Genomic DNA, 18192 nt, shown 5'->3' with positions numbered 1-18192 from the left:
TCCATCACCAGCCCCTCTGGAGGTGCAGACCGAGTTGGTCGCGAAGAATCTTAAGGCGCCCTATGCTCGCCCTGACACGTTCGATCTCATCGTGCAGCGAGACATCATCGCTGCACCGGCGGTCCTGCGCCATCACGAGGACATCGCGCGTCGCGGCGACACTAGCGTCAATCGCGTCTCTCGACGAAAATAACAATCGACGAAAAGAGTCGTCGATGTTTTGTTGCATTGTCCAGTGCAGGTCCGAAATGTTTCGAGTCACGGCAGCCCGCACAGCCTCGATCAGCTTCCTCTTCTGTCGCTTCCGTCGCAATCTCGCAGGAAGTAGGTGAGCAAGCCCGTCGATCGTTATCGATCCCAGACTTTCAACCCGAGCCTGACTGACCCAATACGGTTCTCTGACGATTTGAAACCAATCGTCCGGTGCAATGGTCGAAACCGGAACGTCCATTAGCGCGGCGGCCGTTTCTCGCACACGAGAAGCCAAGGCGTAATAACGCTGCTGATGGACGGCGACAGCAGCGGTGAGGTCGTTGTCGACGGCGTTTGCGATCGTTTCGAATTCTTTGTCGAAAACGACAGACATCACGGACTGAATGACCGCCTGGTCGGACTCGGGACCGGAGAAAGTCGTGACGTCCGAGACCGCGCGGTCTAGCTGAGAGCGCGCACGGCTTTCCGCCGCCTGGCACAAGGCGCCAAGCTTATCCAAGGCGCGGCGCCACTCACCCGACAAGAGGTCGTGAAGGCTGTCCCGCTCTTGCGCAAAATCGGACGCGGCCTTCTCGAAGACGGTGACTTTTGCGTCCAACTCCGCGAGCGGCAACGTCAGCGCCCGCTCGGTCAGTGCAGCATCGGCGACCAAAGCCTCGACAATATCCAAGCTTTTCTTTGCAATGGAGATCTCCAGGTGTCGGCGCTTGTTGTCGAGGAGACTTGAGCGGATGTATTCTTCGAGCGCGATCAAGCCACTTTCCTGCAGTCCATCCCGGTCGCCAGATTGACGCGCCGCGAGGGCCTGCCGGGCCGATACCGGAAAAATCCGGTGATCGAGTTGCGGCTCCGGCTGCCGGGAAAGAACCGACGAGAGAAATGCAAGCGCCTTGTCTTGGTCGCGACGCTCGACGAGATCGACCTTGTTCAACACCACGATGATCCGAGAGACCGTCCGACAGATTGTGGCGAGATATTCGACCTCGACTTCCGTGATCGGCGGGTCGACCGACAACACGAAAAGCGCTGCATCGCATTGGGGTAGAACGGCATGCGCGGCGTCGGTATTGTGCGCATGCGTGGAGCCAATACCCGGCGTGTCGATGAGAGTGATGTCGCCCAGCCATTGGTTGGACGGCACGCCTACATCGACGCGCTCCAGGCCTTTCACGTTGTGAGGATTGTGATCCTCGGTGGTGACACCGGTAATCGCCGCAGCCAGCTCTTCGAAGTTCGCGAATTCCTGGGCCTCAGTGTGACCCCCCAGATATTTGACGCGCACGTACGTTGTTGGACTGGCCGACAGAAAAGTCGGGACCGCGGTCAGCGGGACCACGCCGGCACTCAGCAAGGGATACCCAATAAACGCATTAAGAAGCGTGCTTTTGCCGCGCTTGAATTGTCCGAGCACAGCGAGCTGGAACGTGGTCTCTGTCAGGCGTATGGCCTGCTCGCTCAGACGATCAAGCAGTCGTCGCTGCCCCGAACTCGGCCGATCGATGGCCTCTTCGATCGCCGCCGCGATGTCCGCAATGCCATGGAATTCTGAGCTGATCATTCAGCCGCTTTCGACATCAAGGGCTGACCGTTGATCCGGCGTTCTTCGGCGCGAAGCCATTCCCAGGTTTTCGCCTTGCTTCCGGAAAGCGGCTTTGCCCATTGGGTGGAACGGATGGATTTGTCGTTATGGTCCCACCACATTTCCTTGACCACCAGCAGGGTCCAACCGTTCGGATTCGGTTTGCTGATCAGATATTGATCTATCGCGAAGCCTGATGCGGTGCCATTGAACGTGTGGCGTTCGCGGACCCAATTCGCGCCGCGGTGCGACCATTTGGTTTTGCGCATGTCCGTATGGGCTTCGCCGAGCAGCGCGTAGATCAACCGGAAAAAGGATGGGTGGGCAAAGCTTCTCACGTCTCACTCCAGCGCGGTTTCCTCACTTTTCGTTACGCGCCAGATGTCGTCCCGCCGCGCATGGGACGGAAAGAACCCGCCGCGCGACCCGTGGGGGAAAGGGTCGTGCGGCGGGCCAGTCTGGGGCCCGGTTTCTTGCGCCTCCTCCCTCAATCGCGGTGGCGGCTTCTTGGACCCTATGGGGCGGATTGCACTCGCCCGGGCAACAAAAAACCCGCCAAAACGGCGGGTTGCGCAATCCTCCCACCGCGATGTCTCGCACGGCAGGAGTCATCAGCCACGGGGCGGTTAAAAGGGAGACTCCATTCCCTCATTTCCATTTAGCAGCCTCTCCCTTTTGACGCAATGGATCATACCGCCGAATCACAGCCACAGAGTTCCGTGAACCATTTCCGGTTTGACGGTGCCCGTCTGGCGCAGTATCAAGGGCAATACGGAGATGGAGCTCTCCGATAACCGCCGTGACTGGCTGATGGCTCCTACTGTTGAAGGGCGCGAGCTCGGCGATGGTGGGATCGTTTCAACAACAATCCAGCCGCCTGGCCTTGGCCCCGCTAAGAGAGGCAAGGTCATGGAATTTGTCGTCGTGGTGCTGGGGCTGTTGATCGGCCGGGGCTGGACCTGGACCTTTGCGTCAGGGCTAAGCAGCTTAGCCGGCGTGGCCCCTCCGGCCCTCACGCTTATCCTCTATGTGGTCATTGCAGTCGTCACCGGCATTGCCATTAGCGAGCTCGAACGCCGTGCTGCGTTCCCCTCTGAGATTGTGCATGGCGCCGCTGTTGGCTTCATTGCGGGGTTCATCTCGCATCCGTGGTTCGTGCCACAGGCGGCGCGTATCTACCGACGCCGCCAGGTCAAGCTAGCGATCGCCTATCTCCTCCTCTTACCGGCTCTGACGTGGTCCGCTCTGCTGGGCGGCTACCTCTCCTGTCGCCCTGTACTTTCTCTCCCGTGAGGCGACGCCTCAGCACGAAAGGGTCAAGACGAATGCCTCCCTATCGATCCCGTACGACAACCCATGGCCGTAACATGGCCGGCGCTCGAGGGCTTTGGCGAGCAACCGGTATGACAGACGCCGACTTCGGAAAACCGATCATCGCGGTCGTGAACTCCTTCACCCAATTCGTGCCTGGCCATGTGCATCTGAAGGATCTCGGTCAGATGGTCGCCCGCGAGATTGAGAAGGCCGGCGGCGTCGCAAAAGAGTTCAATACCATCGCGATCGATGACGGCATCGCGATGGGCCACGATGGGATGCTTTATTCACTGCCATCCCGAGAATTGATCGCCGACAGTGTCGAGTACATGGTCAACGCCCATTGCGCCGACGCCATGGTCTGCATCTCGAATTGCGACAAGATCACCCCCGGCATGCTGATGGCCTCTTTGCGGCTCAATATTCCGTCCGTGTTCGTATCCGGGGGGCCGATGGAAGCTGGGAAAGTGACTCTGGCCGGAAAGACCAAGGCGCTCGACCTTGTCGATGCAATGGTGGCTGCTGCCGACGACACTGTCTCGGACGATGATGTGAAGACAATCGAGCGCTCGGCCTGCCCGACCTGTGGATCGTGCTCGGGGATGTTCACCGCGAATTCAATGAACTGCCTCACTGAGGCATTGGGGTTATCCCTGCCCGGGAATGGATCGACTCTCGCCACTCATGCCGAGCGCAAGCGATTATTCGTAGAGGCCGGACACCTCATCGTTGATCTGGCCCGGCGGTATTATGAGCAGGACGACGAGAATGCGCTACCACGCAAGATTGCCAGCTTCGGTGCGTTTGAAAATGCGATGACGCTCGATATCGCCATGGGCGGGTCGACTAACACGGTCTTGCATCTTCTCGCTGCCGCCCATGAAGCCGACGTACCCTTCTCGATGGAAGATATCGACCGATTATCCCGCCGAGTCCCATGCCTTTGCAAGGTCGCCCCGTCCAAATCGGATGTTCACATGGAGGACGTCCATCGCGCCGGGGGGATCATGGCCATTCTTGGTGAACTCGCCCGCGCCGGCTTGATCGACCAAAACCTCCCGACCGTGCACAGTTCGACGATGGGCGAAGCTCTCGAACGATGGGACGTCAAGCGCACAAACAGCGAGACCACCCATAACTTCTACCGAGCGGCGCCCGGCGGTATTCCAACGCAGGTTGCCTTCAGCCAGGATCGCCGATTTGAGTCCCTCGATCTCGACCGCGAGGCTGGCGTCATTAGAGACAAGGCGCATGCCTTTTCGCAGGACGGTGGTCTTGCCGTCCTGTTCGGAAACCTCGCCGAAGAAGGGTGCATCGTGAAAACTGCCGGTGTTGACGAATCGCTCTTGCGGTTTGCTGGCCGGGCCCGTGTCTTCGACAGTCAGGACGCAGCTGTTGCCGGTATTCTCGGCGGCAAGGTTGTACCCGGCGACGTTGTCGTCATTCGCTACGAAGGTCCTCGCGGCGGTCCAGGCATGCAGGAGATGCTCTATCCGACGAGCTACCTGAAATCGAAAGGGCTCGGCAAAGTCTGTGCGTTGATTACCGACGGACGCTTCTCTGGCGGCTCGTCAGGTCTATCGATCTGTCACGTCTCGCCGGAGGCGGCTGAAGGCGGGGCAATCGCCTTGGTGCGAGATGGCGATATCATCGAGTTCGACATTCCGAACCGCAAAATCCAGCTCATCGTCGACGCGGACGAGATGCAGAGACGGCGCGAGCAACAGCAATTGGTCGGATGGCAACCCGCCGCCCCTCGCAAACGAGCTGTTTCCGGCGCCTTGCGCGCCTACGCATCGATGACCACCAGCGCTTCGAAAGGCGCAGTTCGTCGCATCTAACAGCGGCGCGCACCGAGTCGGCGACAGGCAACGCAACGGAAAAGGACGCGGTATGGGTGATTCCCTTAAGGACGTGGCGGTCATCATCGATGGCGCCGATCATTTGGCCGACACGATCCAGGCGGCCGTTGCCTTGCGGTTGTCGCATCATCATGGTGCGTGCCTCACGGTGTTCGAGCAGGGTTCCCGCGACAGCCTCCCGCCACTCGCGTGGATCGACGAAACGGATGACGAACCCTATGCCGGGGTCGAAATCTGCGGCTTCCACGATGCAGCCCCGACGAACGGACGCCACAGCTCGCGGTCGCCCATCGAAACGCTTCTGCATGAAGCCCATTCCGCCGGGCGTTGGATCACACGGCTGCGCTCTGACGAGCTCTTGGCACATATTCGGTGTATGGACCTGGTGGTCGTCGGCGCTCCAATTCTAGTCGACGGCAGAATTACGAACGAAGCTGACGATATCGTCGCAAGAGCAGGCCGTCCTGTTCTCGTCATGCCTCACAAATTTGCCCGAAGACGACCGCATGATCGGCAGATCGGACACCGAATCCTTATCGCATGGAACGCCAGCGCCGAGTCGGCTCGCGCAGTCCATGATGCACTCCCCTTTCTCAAATGCGCAGAAGAGGTCACTCTTTTATTCGTCGACGAGCATAATGACGGCCAAGGCGCGCAGCAGCACTCGGTTAACGCACTTGCCGAACACCTGCGTCGGCATGGCGTGGAGGCACGGCCAGAAGCTATTCCGGTCGCCGATGCGTGGCCGGCCCGTATTATCCTCGATCGTGTGAACGAACTGAACGCCAATCTTCTTGTCATGGGCGCGTTCAGCCGTTCACGGCTAAGGGAAGTGTGGTTCGGCGGCGTGTCGACCGAGCTTCTCCACGCCGTCACGATTCCCGTGCTCACAAGCCACTGAAGATTGCTTGTTCGCGTGCCGTCGCGAGGTCACTCGGCTGCCTGCTGCCGCGGCATCGGGCCGAGTTTCACGCCGTCCGGATAATACTTCCAGCCGTCACGAACGCGGATGTTCTTGTCCCAAGGCAAAACGTACTTTCCTTCGGCCAGGTCGCGCACCCATGTCAGATAATTCGCCTTTTCGCCGCCAGGCTTTCCGACATAGGCGCGACACCCAAGGTTGAATATATTGTTCTCGAGCGACCAATTTTCCCGAGCCTTATCGACGAGTCTTGGGAAGAGCTCGGCGGTGACAATCTCCCACGGATTTCGGTGGCCCTGCTGGATGACGTTTCCGTCGTAGTTGCACACCGTGCCTTCGCCAAAATAGTAGAACACATTGTCATACCCCGCGAGGTTCACGGAAATGGTGTACATGAGATTCTGCCAGGCGTTCGTGCGGTTCGTCCAAATCCACTGGTCGTTGACTTGGGTCGAATATCCCGAAATGCGAATATAGACGTTCGCGCCTTTGTATGCGGCTTCCCGCGCCAGCTCGGGAAACATGCCATCATGGCAAATGCAGACAGCGAGTTTAGCGCCCTTCGGTCCGTCGCACACGGGCATCCCGTAATTACCGGGCGACCATGGCTCGATAGGAACCCAGGGCTGGAGCTTTCGATAGTGGAGAGCAATCTCGCCGGACGCGTTGATAATGATGGCGGTATTGAACGGGGGCAACTTCGGATCGTCGTTCCGCTCCATGAGCGAAAAGACACCCCAAACCTTATTGCGCTTGCACGCCTCCTTGAATGCGGCGATCTCGGGCGACTCGATTGTTAAAAGCATCTCATCATAGGTCCAGATTGCCGTATTCAGCCCCTGCGTTGAGTATTCCGGAAACACAATCAGGTCGAGGTCGGGATAACCAGCCTTGGTGCTATCGACGGCGCGACAGATTTGACGGACCTGCGTCTGGATATCCTCCGGCCCGCTGATCACCGGGACCGGGTACTGAATCATCGCCACAAGAAGAGCTTCATCCCAAGCGCTTACGCTGCCGGTGCTTGCCATCTCAGAGTCTCCGAACATGATTTCGATGGAAAAGCGCTAAGCTGGGGCGTGAGGAAGTTGAATACGGTGTTCGACGTAGGAGAAATGAGTCCCTATCTTCTCGCAATCCGAAGCTGCCGTGCTTTCGCAAGTAGAATTGGGGAATGATAAATGCCGCGTTTGGCCGTTGCCTGAAAGTAGGAGCAGCGTGCAATGCGGTATCGCGGCCGGTAATGCTTGAGTCGCCCCGAAAAGTTGCTATCTTTACTGCATCAAGGTGGAGGGGTTCACCGTTAATCGCCGTGAGGCCAATGACTCCTGCTTCAGCAGGAGTTGTTTATGCCCTCACAGACATTTTTCCCTCCGGAAAACGCAACAGGTCGGACCGAATCGACGCCTCGGGACAAGTGGGCCCGCGGTCAGCACCGTGGCGTCAACGCGGCTGCATTCCTCTCGAGACGCGGTCCGTTTGGGCCGGCCGTTGTTAGACCCTTCAGCGCAAGAGGCAGTTTGGCCGCAGGTGCCACCATCGTCGTGGTCCCCTCGTTTGATCGCCTCGGACGGCGATCGGGATGACACCCATGGCATTGCTGTCTGCCCCTTGGCTTCAGAACGCGTTCCAGTCCTACGGACTTTACGCGGTCTTTTGCGTCATCATGCTGGAGAGCATGGGTGTGCCGATGCCAGGAGAGACTATCCTTATTATCGCGGGCATCTACGCGGGCTCGACACGTAGAATCGAACTCGTTCCGCTTATAGCAACAGCCACTGCTGCAGCGATTGTCGGCGACAATATTGGCTACGTGCTCGGGCGGTCCGCGGGCCGGGCATCCCTACACAGGTACGGAAAATATCTTCGCTTGGACGAGCGACGACTCAAGGTCGGCCAGTATCTCTTTCTGAAACACGGCGGAAAGATCGTGTTTCTGGGAAGATTTGTCGCGTTTCTTCGCACATTCGCAGCGGTGCTTGCCGGGGCAAACCAAATGAGCTGGCCCCACTTTTTAATGATGAACGCTCTTGGTGGCCTCTGTTGGGCCTGTCTCGTTGGCGGTGGGGCATATTTCTTTGGCGAACGGATCGAGCGTATCGCTGGGCCATTCGGCCTGGTGCTGCTGTTTGGAGCGGGCGCCCTGATTGTTGGCGCAGCTATTTACTTCAAACGCTACGAGCGCGCTTTGGAAGATGTCGCCGAGCGGGCGTGCCTCGGCCCCTAGCCCGCATCGAGTGAAGAACGGAGGCCCAGCGGCGTGCGAGGGGCGGGACTATCAGCAAGGAGAAGCATGGCACGAAAACCACGAATAGACCGTGTCAGCGAGGCGGACGTCGCGTTTGGTGTGCTTGTGATAGCAGCCTTCCAGCCGAACGGGGTCGCTAGCTTTCGGCGGCTGCGACGGGAAATTCCGATCCATGTACGGTTGTCGGATTTCGACATGGCAGAATCGGTGATGAGAGAGGGAGAGGAGAACTGGATGCAAAAGTTGCGCAACATCAAGGCCAACGCGCGCGTTCCAGGCAACTTCATTCATGAAGGATATTTGGAACACGTGCCGTATGTCGGTTATCGCATCACTCCCCTCGGCCGCGACCGGCGAATGCGCGGCCGACTCGATCGCACGGCGCGTCCGGCTTGATTCGTTTACCTGACGGCGTGCAAGCGTCATCCAACGCGAGCATAGTCCTGTCGACGGTTCACTCGAGGAAACAGCGATCTGTCGCCATCGTGCGAGCGCCGGCCAAGCGCCGACTAAACTCCATGTTTTTGCCGATAGCGGTCATGAGCGGCCCGAATAAACTCCTTGGCTTCAGCGGCGTTGCCCCAGCGCACGATCTTGACCCATTTCGAGGCTTCAAGGTCCTTATAGTGCTCGAAGAAATGTTCGATTTGCCGAAGAGTGATGTCGGGAAGGTCTGTCGATTCGACGACATCGTCGTAGCGTCTTGTCAAACGTCTGATTGGAACCGCGATTATTTTCTCATCGGGCCCCGCCTCGTCTTGCATAACGAGAACACCGATCGGCCGGACGGCGATGACAGCGCCGGGGATCAAAGCCCGGCTGTTGGCAACCAGGGCGTCACACGGATCACCATCTTCCGAGAGCGTCTTCGGAATGAAACCATAATTACCGGGATAGCGCATCGGCGTATAAAGGAAGCGATCGACGACAAGCGCACCCGAAGCCTTGTCAAACTCGTATTTGATCGGCTCGCCTCCAATTGGCACCTCGATCACGACGTTAACCTCGTCGGGAGCGCTGGCGCCGACAGTGAGTGCATCAAGATTCATGATTTTCTCCTGAGCCAAGCGAGCGAAGCAGTTGCGAAGGTCGCAGCTGCAGAGTCGCTATCGTTTGGTAGGAGTCATCAGCCGGAATGGCGGTTTCGGGGGTACTCCATCCCCGTTTGGGTGGCTTACGATCGCCTTCGTCCCGGGTCAACCCGAAAGTCGCGACGCCTTTACGGCTCGATAGCCTCGCCGTTGCCCCCCGGCATCATCGCCAATCGCCTCGAAGCCTGCCGCCGTCAGCCGGCCCGCCTCATATAAGCATTGAGCAGAAATCGTTCCCCAGCCAACAAATCGCAAACCGAAGTCTGGATCAAACGGCTCGCCCCTCTCATAGGCAAGGCGCCCCGCCGAGTAAGGGTCGGGTCGAATTCGTTTAATCTTTGGCAAAAGATCCATGGTCGCCGCCATTCACCGCTCGCACTAAGCCGTTTAGGCGCCGCGCATCTTCACGACAAGCGGCGGCGCGCCAGCATCCGACCATTTGATGTGACTTGTATCGTTGATGGACACGACGCGAACCGCCTCCTTGTCGTATTCGATCACGTTGATGCAGCAAGGATCCTGGGCGAGTTTCCAGTAGGCGGAGAGCGGTTGATCCAGCAATTGCAAGAGCAATGCGCGATTCACGCTATCATGGCCGACCAACACGACCGTGTCGTCCGGAAAGCCCTCGATCATGGCTCGAACAACATCGGCCGCCCTCAACACGATATCCTGCAGCGACTCGCCTGACGGAAACCGCACAAGATGCGGTGTTGCCTTCCACGCAGCATAGAGGCGGGGCCACTTTTCCTTGACCTCGTCGTGTGTCTTCCATTGCCAGTCACCATAATGCAGGTCTTGGAGCCCATCACTGGTGATGGACTCCAAGCCGCAGGCTTCGGCGATCAAACGCCCGGTGACAACACAACGTTCGAGTGGGCTCGTGCGCACCGCGACGGGCCGCCACTTCGATGCAATCCGCTCCGCAGTCATCTTCGCCTCAGCGCACCCTTGCTCCGTCAAAGGTAGCGGATGCTGACCACGAAACCGAGGGGGGTTGATCCCCTCGACATGACCATGTCGGGTAAGGATAAGCGTCGTCACGCCTCCTCCCCTTTTGATTTGGGTGGCGTCGACGTCTGCGCGCCTCCGGCGGCAGCCATCACAATATCCATCCAGAAGCCCGTAAAGGCTTTGGAGTCGGCGGTGAGCAGCTCAAGCCGCTTGGTGATCCAGCGATTACAGACTTTCAAAGCAGCACTCGGATCGCGCGTTGCCATCAGTTCCTTGGTGAACTCAGTTTCGATCGCCTGCATTTCCTGCAGGCGCTCCATCCAAGCTTGATGGCCCATTTTTACCTGCTCGCCCAAGCGGTCGATCGCTGCCGCGCCAGGAAGACCAGCAGCCAAGGGCGCCTGCGTTTTTTGATTCGAATCCGTCATGCATGCCTCCAAAAGCGAGGCACGCCACAATCGATCCGGGCCGGGACTTCGGCGGTAAGAGATTTTGCAGGTCCCGCTCGCATCGGTGCCTCTCCAGGTTATGTCGGCCCAGAGAGAAAGCTGTCACCTTGCTGGCGACACACTCCCACCACGGGTCAACGTGGCAGGAGTCATCAGCCAAATGGCGGTTAAAGGGGGACTCCATCCCCTGAGACAATATAGGCCGCCAGCACTCGCCAGACAATCGCTCACCCGACGATTCTTTACGCCGTCAATTTTGGCCATTTCGTCGAATTCTGCCCGAAACAAGGCTTGACGGCGGCCCCGTCCCAAGCGACGATCAGATGGGGAATGGAGTCTCCCTTTTACCAACCGCCTCGGTGCTGATGACTCCTACTGCAGCTGTCTGCGGTAGGGTCGTGCTTGCTAGGCGCGATGCGATGGCCGCAGCTCAACGAGAGGCGGCCGGTGCTCCAAGCAAAGCTCAAACAACTCATTCAAACCGGCTCTCTTTCGGTCACATGGCCGAACGGCCGCGTGTCCCGCTTCGGCCCCACAAATGGTTCTGCGACGGGGCCTGACGTCGCCGTCCGCTTGAGTGGAAAACTCACACCACTGAAGCTCGCCTTGCACCCCGATCTCTACCTCGGCGAAGCCTATATGAACGGGACCCTGCGGATCGAGCGCGGGACGTTGCCGGATCTGTTCGAACTGATCGGCAAGAATATCCTGCGCTACGCCGGCGGCCGCGACGGGCTGCTGCTGCGTTTGGGGCGTCCCCTCCTCAATCTGATGACGCAATACAATTCCCGCAGGCTGGCGCGTCGAAACGTTTCCCATCACTACGATCTCTCAGATGAGCTCTATCGCCTCTTTCTCGATGCCGATCTTCAATATTCGTGTGCCTATTTCGCTCAACCGGATATGACCCTTGATGCGGCTCAAACAGCCAAGAAACGACATCTCGCGGCCAAACTGCAACTGCAGCCGGGACAGCGCGTCTTGGATATCGGGTGCGGTTGGGGCGGTTTGGCGCTCTCGCTCGCACAGGCAGAGGACGTCAAAGTGCTTGGGATCACTCTCTCGCAGGAGCAGCTAGAAGTTGCGCGCGAGCGAGCAAAGAAACTGGGATTGTCGGAACGGGTATCGTTCGAGCTCAGCGACTACCGCGACGTCCAGGGTCCCTTCGATCGCATCGTATCCGTTGGCATGTTCGAACATGTCGGCGTTCCCAATTATGCGCACTTCTTCGGACGGGTTCGCGAGTTGCTCGCGCCGAATGGCATTGCCGTTTTACATTCCATCGGGCGAATGCACGGGCCATCGACCACAAGCCATTGGATACAGAAGTATATTTTTCCAGGAGGTTATATTCCAGCGCTCTCGCAAGTGATTCCGCACCTTGAGAGTGCCGGTTTCTGGCTCACGGATCTCGAAGTCCTACGTCTTCACTATGCCAACACCCTCAGGCTGTGGCGCGAACGATTTCTGGCCCATCGAAACGCAATAGCCAAGATTTACGACGATCGATTCTGCCGAATGTGGGAGTTCTACCTTGTCGTCAGCGAGATGAGCTTCCGCTATGGCGGTTTCATGGTCTTCCAAATGCAGCTGTCCGGTGAAGTTGACGACGTGCCGCTGACCCGTGACTACCTGTTCGAGGCCGAGCGGGACGTCAGACCCTTCTATGAACTGCCGGAACATCGCGTCGTACGCTCGAAGTCAAGCTTGGCGAGCCTCCCGCCAGGCATCAGCGATGACCCTGCCGGGCGTCTGCCAGCGAATGCGAGGGCTGCCAAGTAGAGGCGTCGTAGCGCCGGGCGACCCGCAAATCCCCAGTACGTGGAGGGAGCAGCATTCGGCGACCGCCTACTTGGCTGGTGGCGTTCATTACGGATATAGGGCATCGTTGTCACAAACGCGACAAGCGGTCGCGGGGCCAACGAATGTCATTTTCAAAATTCGAAGATCGAGTCGCCGCTCATTTGGACGCTATGAGCCCAGCCGAACAGCGTGTCGCGCGGGTTTTGCTTGATGCTCGGGAGGAAGTTCTCGTTGCCTCGGCGGCATCCTTAGCCGCCAAAGCGGAGACAAGCGACGCGACGGTGGTGCGAACAGTCAAGTCCCTTGGTTTCGAGGGAATGGATGAGCTCCGTCGTCTCCTTGCCGCAGAGCTGAAACAAAGCCTGACGATCGCAAACCGACTGACGGAGACATTGCGGGAAGTCGGCGATGATTTGCATGCAGCATTCAATGTCACCCTGGATGTTCATCGTGACGCTATCGAAAACCTGCGTCGCGACATCACTCCTGAAATGTTTCGAACGGCCGTGAAACTCATGGCGTCTGCGAAGCGCATCGTGATTTTCGGAATCGGACCATCAAGCGCGATCGCAACGTATTTTGCGACACAGCTCGGCCGGTTTGGCATCGACGCGCATTGTATAACCCGCACGGGTCTTCTATTTGCGGATGATCTGCGACAACTCCGTGCGGGAGATGTCTTGGTTGCCATGGCCTATACCCATGTCTACCGCGAACTGGCGGTGCTCTTAGATGAGTCCGATCGTCATCGGATCAAAAAGCTGCTCTTGACAGATAGCCTAGCTGCCAAGCTTCGTGGACGGGTCGATTTGATCCTGCCGGTTGCGCGTGGACGAGCTGGCATGCTGAGCATGCACACGGCGACGCTCGGTCTTATCGAGGCGATACTTGTCGGAATTGCCGCAAAGAACCCAAAAGCGACGGTTCGCAGTCTCGAATCGCTTAATGCGTTGCGAAAGGTCGTTGCCGGAGAATCGTTTGATGTGCCGACTGGGACCAGAAAGCGCGCGCGTCCAACCTCCAGGCCAGGAGCCGCTAAATAGCGCTTGGTCGATCGTCCGCGATATCCGGTGGAACCCCGGTCATTTCATGATGGCCAGCCCCAAGAGTCCGGCGCCCAAGAGAATCCGGTAGACCGCAAACGCCGTGTATCGATGCGACTTGATATAGCCGAGCAGCCATTTGACCGTGATGAAGGCGGTGACGGCTGATACGACAAAGGCCGTGGCCAGCGCCCCCCAATCTTCATGTCCGCCACCTTGTTTGAACTGGCTGTAGAGCTCATAGGCGCTCGCCGCGTACATGGTCGGAATGCCGACCAGGAACGCGAACTCGGTGGCGGCGGGGCGGTTGCTGGTGCCGGCCAGCATAGCGGCGAAGATGGTTGCTCCCGAACGCGACGTTCCCGGAAAGATGCCGGCGACGATCTGCGCTACTCCGACCACGATCGCAACCGTCCAGCTCACTTCAGGCCGATCCTTTTGTCGTGCGGCGAACCATTCTGCCGCGATCATCCAAAACCCGCCAATGATCAGCGCCCATACGACGGGCGCCAGCGTTTCCGGCAGGGCGACACCAAGCTTTTTGGCGACGAAACCGAGCACAACCGTAATCAGGAAAGCGACGGCTAACTTGCCGATGTAGGCGCGATTTTCCGGTTCTTGCCAGCCGACCACGAGGGTGGTGAGTCGTCGCCAATAGATGATCGTCACCGCCAACATCGCACCGTCTTGAATAACGATATTGAACGTATCGGAACGCCCCCCTAGCCAGTGCTCGGCAATCAAAAGATGCCCGGTGCTAGAAATCGGCAGAAATTCCGTAATTCCCTCGATGATGCCGAGGACGATGGCGGTCCAATCTATCATTGTGCTCCTGCCATCGGGCTGACATGTCCCAGTTGCTGTTGGGCGTTCCATGCGCACTCGCGTCTTGCGGGCGAGCGACTCAATTGACCACGTCTGTCGTAATTGCTACAACAATTGCGGAAATAACGTAGTGTAAACTACCGATACCGCGCGACCCGTGGAGAGGCAAATGATCGTGGATTGGACTCACGCGTGGCCGACCATGCTTGCCGCCTTTCTGGCATCGCTTGTCGAGTTCGTGGAAGCGCTGACCGTTGTCCTCGCCGTGGGGACTGTTCGCGGTTGGCGCGGGGCGCTGATCGGTACCGGGAGCGCGCTGGGACTGCTGCTCCTGATTGTTCTAGCTTTGGGTCCCGCACTCACCAAGATTCCGCTCGGAGAGGTCCAACTCGTGGTCGGAGGTCTTCTCCTCCTGTTCGGCATGCGGTGGTTGCGTAAAGCAATCCTCCGGTCCGCCGGCGTGATCCCTCTGCACGACGAGGAGACTGCTTACGCAAAGGAAACGGAATCGCTAAGACGCCAGGGCGGTATCGGCCGTGGCTGGGACACGGTAGCGATTGCGACGTCTTTCAAGATCACCATGCTCGAAGGCCTTGAAGTCATTTTCATCGTGATTGCTGTCGGCGCCGGTGGCGTCGGCCTCCTGATTCCGGCGAGTGTCGGCGCGGTGGCGGCCCTCCTCCTGGTCGTCGTCCTTGGTGTCGTGGTCCACAAACCGTTGTCGACGGTTCCAGAAAACACGCTCAAATTCATCGTCGGCGTGTTGCTGTCCGCGTTCGGCGCCTTCTGGGTTGGCGAGGGAATGGGGCTGAGTTGGCCTGGCGATGACTGGTCGATTCTTGGCTTGACGCTTGGATTCTTAGTCTTCGCGCTACTGTCCATTCAACTGTGCCGCAGCCGTGCGACAGCGCGCGCGTCGCTCGCCGACAGATAGGAGTTGTTGATGCGGTGGCTCAGAACAATCTTAGAGGAAGTCTTCGGCCTGTTCGTGGACGACGGCAGTTTCGCGATTGCGATCATTGTCTGGCTTGGAATCACATGGTTCCTCTCCGTACATATTCTCGCAGACATTCGATGGAGTGGGGTGGTTCTCTTCGGCGGGCTTGTGGCGATCCTGATTGAAAGCGTCACACGACGAGCTCGGCAATAGGAGCAGGATTGGCAGCTGATCGCTCGCAGACGCTTCCTGTCGATCCGGCGACTCGCCGGATTGCGGTTCGATTCGTCTTACTGATCGGTATTCTGAGCTTCTTCGCGGATTTCACCTATGAAGGCTCACGCAGCATTCTCGGGCCATACCTTGAGGCTTTCGGCGCAACCGCAACCGTCGTCGGCATCGTCACGGGCTTCGGCGAGTTGCTCGGATATGGCCTCAGGCTCGTCTCCGGGCGATGGGCCGATGCGACGGGGAAGTTCTGGCCGATCACAATTTTCGGCTATGTCGTGCAGATGGCGGCGGTGCCAGCCCTTGCCCTCACGCAGAACTGGCCGCAAGCGGCAGCACTGATCATCCTAGAGCGGGTCGGCAAGGCCATCCGGAATCCGCCCCGCGACGTGATGCTGTCGCACGCAGGCAAACAGGTCGGCGGCTATGGCCTGGTCTTCGGCATCCACGAGGCCATGGATCAGTTCGGCGCCATGTTCGGCCCGCTGCTCATAGCCTTCATCCTCGCCCACCGTGGCAGCTACCATGAAGCCTTCGCCGTCATGCTGGTGCCGGCATTGATCAACCTTGCTTTCGTTGGGCTCGCGCGCTGGCTCTATCCACGACCGCAGGACCTGGAAAGCTCGCCGCCAAACGTCAGTGGCGAGGGATTGCCCCGGATATTCTGGGTCTATCTCGGCGGCGCGGCCTTGGTTGCCGCGGGCTTCGCCGATTATCCGTTGATCGCCTATCATTTCGGCAAGACTCATGTTGTACCGAGCGACTGGATTGCGATCTTCTACGCCGTGGCGATGGCGGTCAGCGGCAGCGGATCACTGCTGTTTGGGCGTCTTTTCGACCGCTACGGCTTTAATGTTCTCATCGGTCTCACGGTCGTTGCAGCTCTATTTGCACCGCTCGTCTTTCTTGGCGGCTTCTGGACAGCTCTGATCGGCGCGGCGATTTGGGGCATGGGGATCGGCGTTCACGAGTCCATCATACCCGCTGCGGTGGCGCCGATGGTGCCGGTGCATCGAAGAGCCTCTGCATTCGGCCTGTTTACCGCCGGCTATGGGGTGTTCTGGTTCCTGGGAAGCGCGGCGATTGGCATTCTCTACGATACATCTATCCCGGTGACGATCGCGTTTTGCGTCGTCGCCCAACTTGCGGCCGTGCCGATCTTCATCTGGGTCGGACGCCATTACAACAGAGCAGCACTTCAATGACAGTCCACTTTAAATTGAGACTCCTCATTCGCAGGGTCGGCATCGGTCTCTTAGGCGTCCTCGCGATGGGCGGCGCGTATTTGGGCGCACTTCAACTCACCGGGAATTTCAACACCGTGGTTGCGGGGGAATTCTATCGGTCAGGGCAATTGAGCCCAGCGCAGATCGCCGATTATGTCCAGACGTACGGCATCAAGACCATCATCAATTTGCGCGGCGATAACACTGGCCGCGCCTGGTACGATGCCGAGTTGGTAGAGGCAAATCGGCTGAATGTTGCCCATCTCAATTTTGGGATATCGGCCCGGCGTGAATTGACGGCCACGAAAGCGGCGGAGCTAATTGCGCTGATGAAGGACGCCAAGAAACCGATCCTGATCCATTGCCAAGCGGGCGCCGATCGAAGCGGTTTGGCATCGGCGCTCTATCTGGCGGCGATCAAAAATTCGGCTGAGGCGGAAGCGGAAGCTCAGCTTTCGATCCGCTATGGGCATTTTTCTCTGCCCTTCATTGCTGAGTACGCGATGGACCGCACACTTAAAGCGCTCGAACCGTCTATAGGATATTCCAGATCGCAAAGCACTCCGGAAGCGGGTGAAGAGACGGCCTCAACGAGAAAAAAAAAGCTTAAGCATTAGCGCCCGTCTCCCAAAATGGACAGCCGAATAAACAACTCGCTTATACGGCCTTCAGTTGTTCGGTTTCGAAGCCTACTCAACGCTGCGGTGTTTGAAGTCGGAGGAAAAACGTTGGTCATGGTCCGCGTCGTATTTGTCGCGTTTATATGCCTGCTCGTCGCATCGGTTCCTGGTCTAGCAACTGAAGCGCACTACGTCGGGCCGCAAGATGTTCCGTTGTCTAGAATCCTTGCCCCGCCGCCGACACCCGGTTCGGCGGAGGACCAAAAAGACTTAGCGGAAGTATTGGAGGCGCAGCGAACACGAACTACTGAACAATCCACACGCGCAATAGCCGATTACGAGTTTTCGATTTCACGACAGGTGTTGGATACTCTCGGTCCGAACTTTACCGCTGCCCGCGTCCCGAAAACCGCAAAGTTTCTCGAACGATGTGATGACGATGCGAGATCAATCCTCACAGCCACGAAAACCTCGTGGCGGCGCCCTCGGCCATTCGTGACACACCCCGACGTCCATCCGGTCGGCGAACAACCAAGCTCCTGGTCCTACCCAAGCTCCCACGCTCTTCAGGGATATCTAAATTTGATGATCCTTGCCGATATGGTTCCGGAAAAATCCGACGCCCTCTTTGCCAGGGGTCGAGAGTACGGGACAAGTCGAATCCTCGCCGGTGTCCATTATCCCACTGATATAGAAGCCGGCCGGCTCGCAGCGACCGCGATCGCGGTCCAATTGTTCCGCAACACGAACTTTCTCCGCGATTTTGAGGAGGCGAAGGCAGAATTGCGGAATTTTCTGCACTCATACATTCGCTAGAGAGGGGCCAGCCGTCGGCCGATCGCTCGGACCCAGCGCCCCGGTTCCGTCGCATATTCCCC

Annotated in this window: 20 protein-coding genes and 6 riboswitches; of the genes, 12 read left to right on the top strand and 8 right to left on the bottom strand. The window is 58.4% G+C overall.

Translation table 11 applies throughout. The annotated features are described in order from the left end of the window. Positions 1 to 4: 4 nt before the first annotated feature. Positions 5 to 1771 carry a dynamin family protein gene (locus tag KHC23_RS22775; protein ID WP_213376001.1) on the bottom strand — a complete coding sequence of 589 codons (1767 nt, stop codon included), beginning with the start codon at positions 1769 to 1771 and terminating at the stop codon, positions 5 to 7. Then, positions 1768 to 2130: a hypothetical protein gene (locus KHC23_RS22770; RefSeq protein WP_213376000.1), complete on the bottom strand. Its 363-nt coding sequence runs from the start codon at positions 2128 to 2130 to the stop codon at positions 1768 to 1770. The genes KHC23_RS22775 and KHC23_RS22770 overlap by 4 nt, the downstream gene beginning before the upstream one ends. A 257-nt stretch (positions 2131 to 2387) precedes the next feature. Beyond that, positions 2388 to 2449: riboswitch (Fluoride riboswitch) on the bottom strand. 107 nt (positions 2450 to 2556) lie between these two features. Beyond that, positions 2557 to 2619, top strand: a riboswitch (Fluoride riboswitch). An 82-nt stretch (positions 2620 to 2701) separates the two neighbouring features. On the opposite strand from KHC23_RS22770, the gene KHC23_RS22765 reads away from it, so the two are divergent. From KHC23_RS22765 to KHC23_RS22755, 3 genes are read left to right on the top strand one after another with little or no spacing between them, the layout of a single operon-like run. Then, positions 2702 to 3085, top strand: a complete 384-nt coding sequence (locus tag KHC23_RS22765) for a hypothetical protein (protein WP_246544887.1) — start codon at positions 2702 to 2704, stop codon at positions 3083 to 3085. 32 nt (positions 3086 to 3117) lie between these two features. Further along, positions 3118 to 4947 (top strand): dihydroxy-acid dehydratase, encoded by a 1830-nt coding sequence (gene ilvD, locus KHC23_RS22760; RefSeq protein ID WP_213375998.1) that lies wholly within the window; start codon positions 3118 to 3120, stop codon positions 4945 to 4947. A 52-nt stretch (positions 4948 to 4999) separates the two neighbouring features. Further along, positions 5000 to 5869 (top strand): universal stress protein, encoded by an 870-nt coding sequence (locus tag KHC23_RS22755; RefSeq protein ID WP_213375997.1) that lies wholly within the window; start codon positions 5000 to 5002, stop codon positions 5867 to 5869. A 29-nt stretch (positions 5870 to 5898) separates the two neighbouring features. Here KHC23_RS22755 and KHC23_RS22750 read toward each other — a convergent pair whose 3' ends face one another. Further along, positions 5899 to 6921 (bottom strand): formamidase, encoded by a 1023-nt coding sequence (locus KHC23_RS22750; RefSeq protein WP_213375996.1) that lies wholly within the window; start codon positions 6919 to 6921, stop codon positions 5899 to 5901. Positions 6922 to 7167: 246 nt separating this feature from the next. Continuing rightward, a riboswitch (Fluoride riboswitch) is annotated at positions 7168 to 7228 on the top strand. A 253-nt stretch (positions 7229 to 7481) separates the two neighbouring features. Between KHC23_RS22750 and KHC23_RS22745 the strand changes: the two genes are divergently transcribed. Beyond that, entirely contained in the window at positions 7482 to 8117 is a 636-nt protein-coding gene (locus tag KHC23_RS22745; RefSeq protein ID WP_213375995.1) for a DedA family protein, read from the top strand. A gap of 66 nt (positions 8118 to 8183) precedes the next feature. Beyond that, positions 8184 to 8534 carry a hypothetical protein gene (locus tag KHC23_RS22740; RefSeq protein ID WP_213375994.1) on the top strand — a complete coding sequence of 117 codons (351 nt, stop codon included), beginning with the start codon at positions 8184 to 8186 and terminating at the stop codon, positions 8532 to 8534. A gap of 113 nt (positions 8535 to 8647) precedes the next feature. Here KHC23_RS22740 and ppa read toward each other — a convergent pair whose 3' ends face one another. The 4 genes from ppa to KHC23_RS22720 form a co-directional block, all read right to left on the bottom strand. Next, a complete protein-coding gene (gene ppa, locus KHC23_RS22735) occupies positions 8648 to 9187 on the bottom strand; it encodes an inorganic diphosphatase (RefSeq protein ID WP_213375993.1) in 540 nt (179 codons plus the stop codon). Between the two features lie 61 nt (positions 9188 to 9248). Further along, positions 9249 to 9310: riboswitch (Fluoride riboswitch) on the bottom strand. Positions 9311 to 9334: 24 nt separating this feature from the next. Next, a complete protein-coding gene (locus tag KHC23_RS22730) occupies positions 9335 to 9595 on the bottom strand; it encodes a hypothetical protein (RefSeq protein WP_213375992.1) in 261 nt (86 codons plus the stop codon). Positions 9596 to 9616: 21 nt separating this feature from the next. Beyond that, positions 9617 to 10273: a histidine phosphatase family protein gene (locus KHC23_RS22725; protein ID WP_213375991.1), complete on the bottom strand. Its 657-nt coding sequence runs from the start codon at positions 10271 to 10273 to the stop codon at positions 9617 to 9619. After that, on the bottom strand, positions 10270 to 10611 hold the full coding sequence (locus tag KHC23_RS22720) for a hypothetical protein (protein ID WP_213375990.1): 342 nt from the start codon (positions 10609 to 10611) through the stop codon (positions 10270 to 10272). The genes KHC23_RS22725 and KHC23_RS22720 overlap by 4 nt, the downstream gene beginning before the upstream one ends. Before the next feature lie 157 nt (positions 10612 to 10768). Then, a riboswitch (Fluoride riboswitch) is annotated at positions 10769 to 10829 on the bottom strand. 120 nt (positions 10830 to 10949) lie between these two features. Beyond that, positions 10950 to 11014: riboswitch (Fluoride riboswitch) on the top strand. Positions 11015 to 11079: 65 nt separating this feature from the next. Here KHC23_RS22720 and KHC23_RS22715 point away from each other — a divergent pair. Together KHC23_RS22715 and KHC23_RS22710 are read left to right on the top strand one after the other, a co-directional pair. Further along, on the top strand, positions 11080 to 12414 hold the full coding sequence (locus tag KHC23_RS22715) for an SAM-dependent methyltransferase (protein WP_271188711.1): 1335 nt from the start codon (positions 11080 to 11082) through the stop codon (positions 12412 to 12414). A 143-nt stretch (positions 12415 to 12557) separates the two neighbouring features. Beyond that, positions 12558 to 13478: a MurR/RpiR family transcriptional regulator gene (locus tag KHC23_RS22710; protein WP_213375989.1), complete on the top strand. Its 921-nt coding sequence runs from the start codon at positions 12558 to 12560 to the stop codon at positions 13476 to 13478. Positions 13479 to 13517: 39 nt separating this feature from the next. On the opposite strand, the gene KHC23_RS22705 is transcribed toward KHC23_RS22710, so the two are convergent. Continuing rightward, the gene (locus KHC23_RS22705; RefSeq protein ID WP_246544886.1) at positions 13518 to 14303 is read right to left on the bottom strand and encodes an undecaprenyl-diphosphate phosphatase; all 786 of its coding nucleotides are present in this window, start codon (positions 14301 to 14303) and stop codon (positions 13518 to 13520) included. 169 nt (positions 14304 to 14472) lie between these two features. On the opposite strand from KHC23_RS22705, the gene KHC23_RS22700 reads away from it, so the two are divergent. The 5 genes from KHC23_RS22700 to KHC23_RS22680 all read left to right on the top strand — a co-directional run bounded on the left by KHC23_RS22700 (position 14473) and on the right by KHC23_RS22680 (position 18130). Next, positions 14473 to 15237, top strand: a complete 765-nt coding sequence (locus tag KHC23_RS22700; protein ID WP_213375988.1) for a COG4280 domain-containing protein — start codon at positions 14473 to 14475, stop codon at positions 15235 to 15237. Between the two features lie 9 nt (positions 15238 to 15246). Next, positions 15247 to 15453 (top strand): hypothetical protein, encoded by a 207-nt coding sequence (locus KHC23_RS22695; RefSeq protein ID WP_213375987.1) that lies wholly within the window; start codon positions 15247 to 15249, stop codon positions 15451 to 15453. Positions 15454 to 15461: 8 nt separating this feature from the next. Beyond that, positions 15462 to 16673 (top strand): MFS transporter, encoded by a 1212-nt coding sequence (locus KHC23_RS22690; RefSeq protein WP_213375986.1) that lies wholly within the window; start codon positions 15462 to 15464, stop codon positions 16671 to 16673. Beyond that, positions 16670 to 17311, top strand: coding sequence for a dual specificity protein phosphatase family protein (locus tag KHC23_RS22685; RefSeq protein ID WP_213375985.1), 642 nt, complete (start codon positions 16670 to 16672; stop codon positions 17309 to 17311). Before KHC23_RS22690 ends, KHC23_RS22685 begins: the two co-directional genes overlap by 4 nt. Positions 17312 to 17428: 117 nt before the next feature. Further along, entirely contained in the window at positions 17429 to 18130 is a 702-nt protein-coding gene (locus KHC23_RS22680; protein ID WP_213375984.1) for an acid phosphatase, read from the top strand. Positions 18131 to 18192 lie beyond the last annotated feature (62 nt).

The organism is Ancylobacter dichloromethanicus (assembly GCF_018390645.1).
Taxonomy (GTDB): Bacteria; Pseudomonadota; Alphaproteobacteria; order Rhizobiales; family Xanthobacteraceae; genus Ancylobacter; species Ancylobacter dichloromethanicus.
This window is presented reverse-complemented; position numbering and strand designations above follow the sequence as displayed.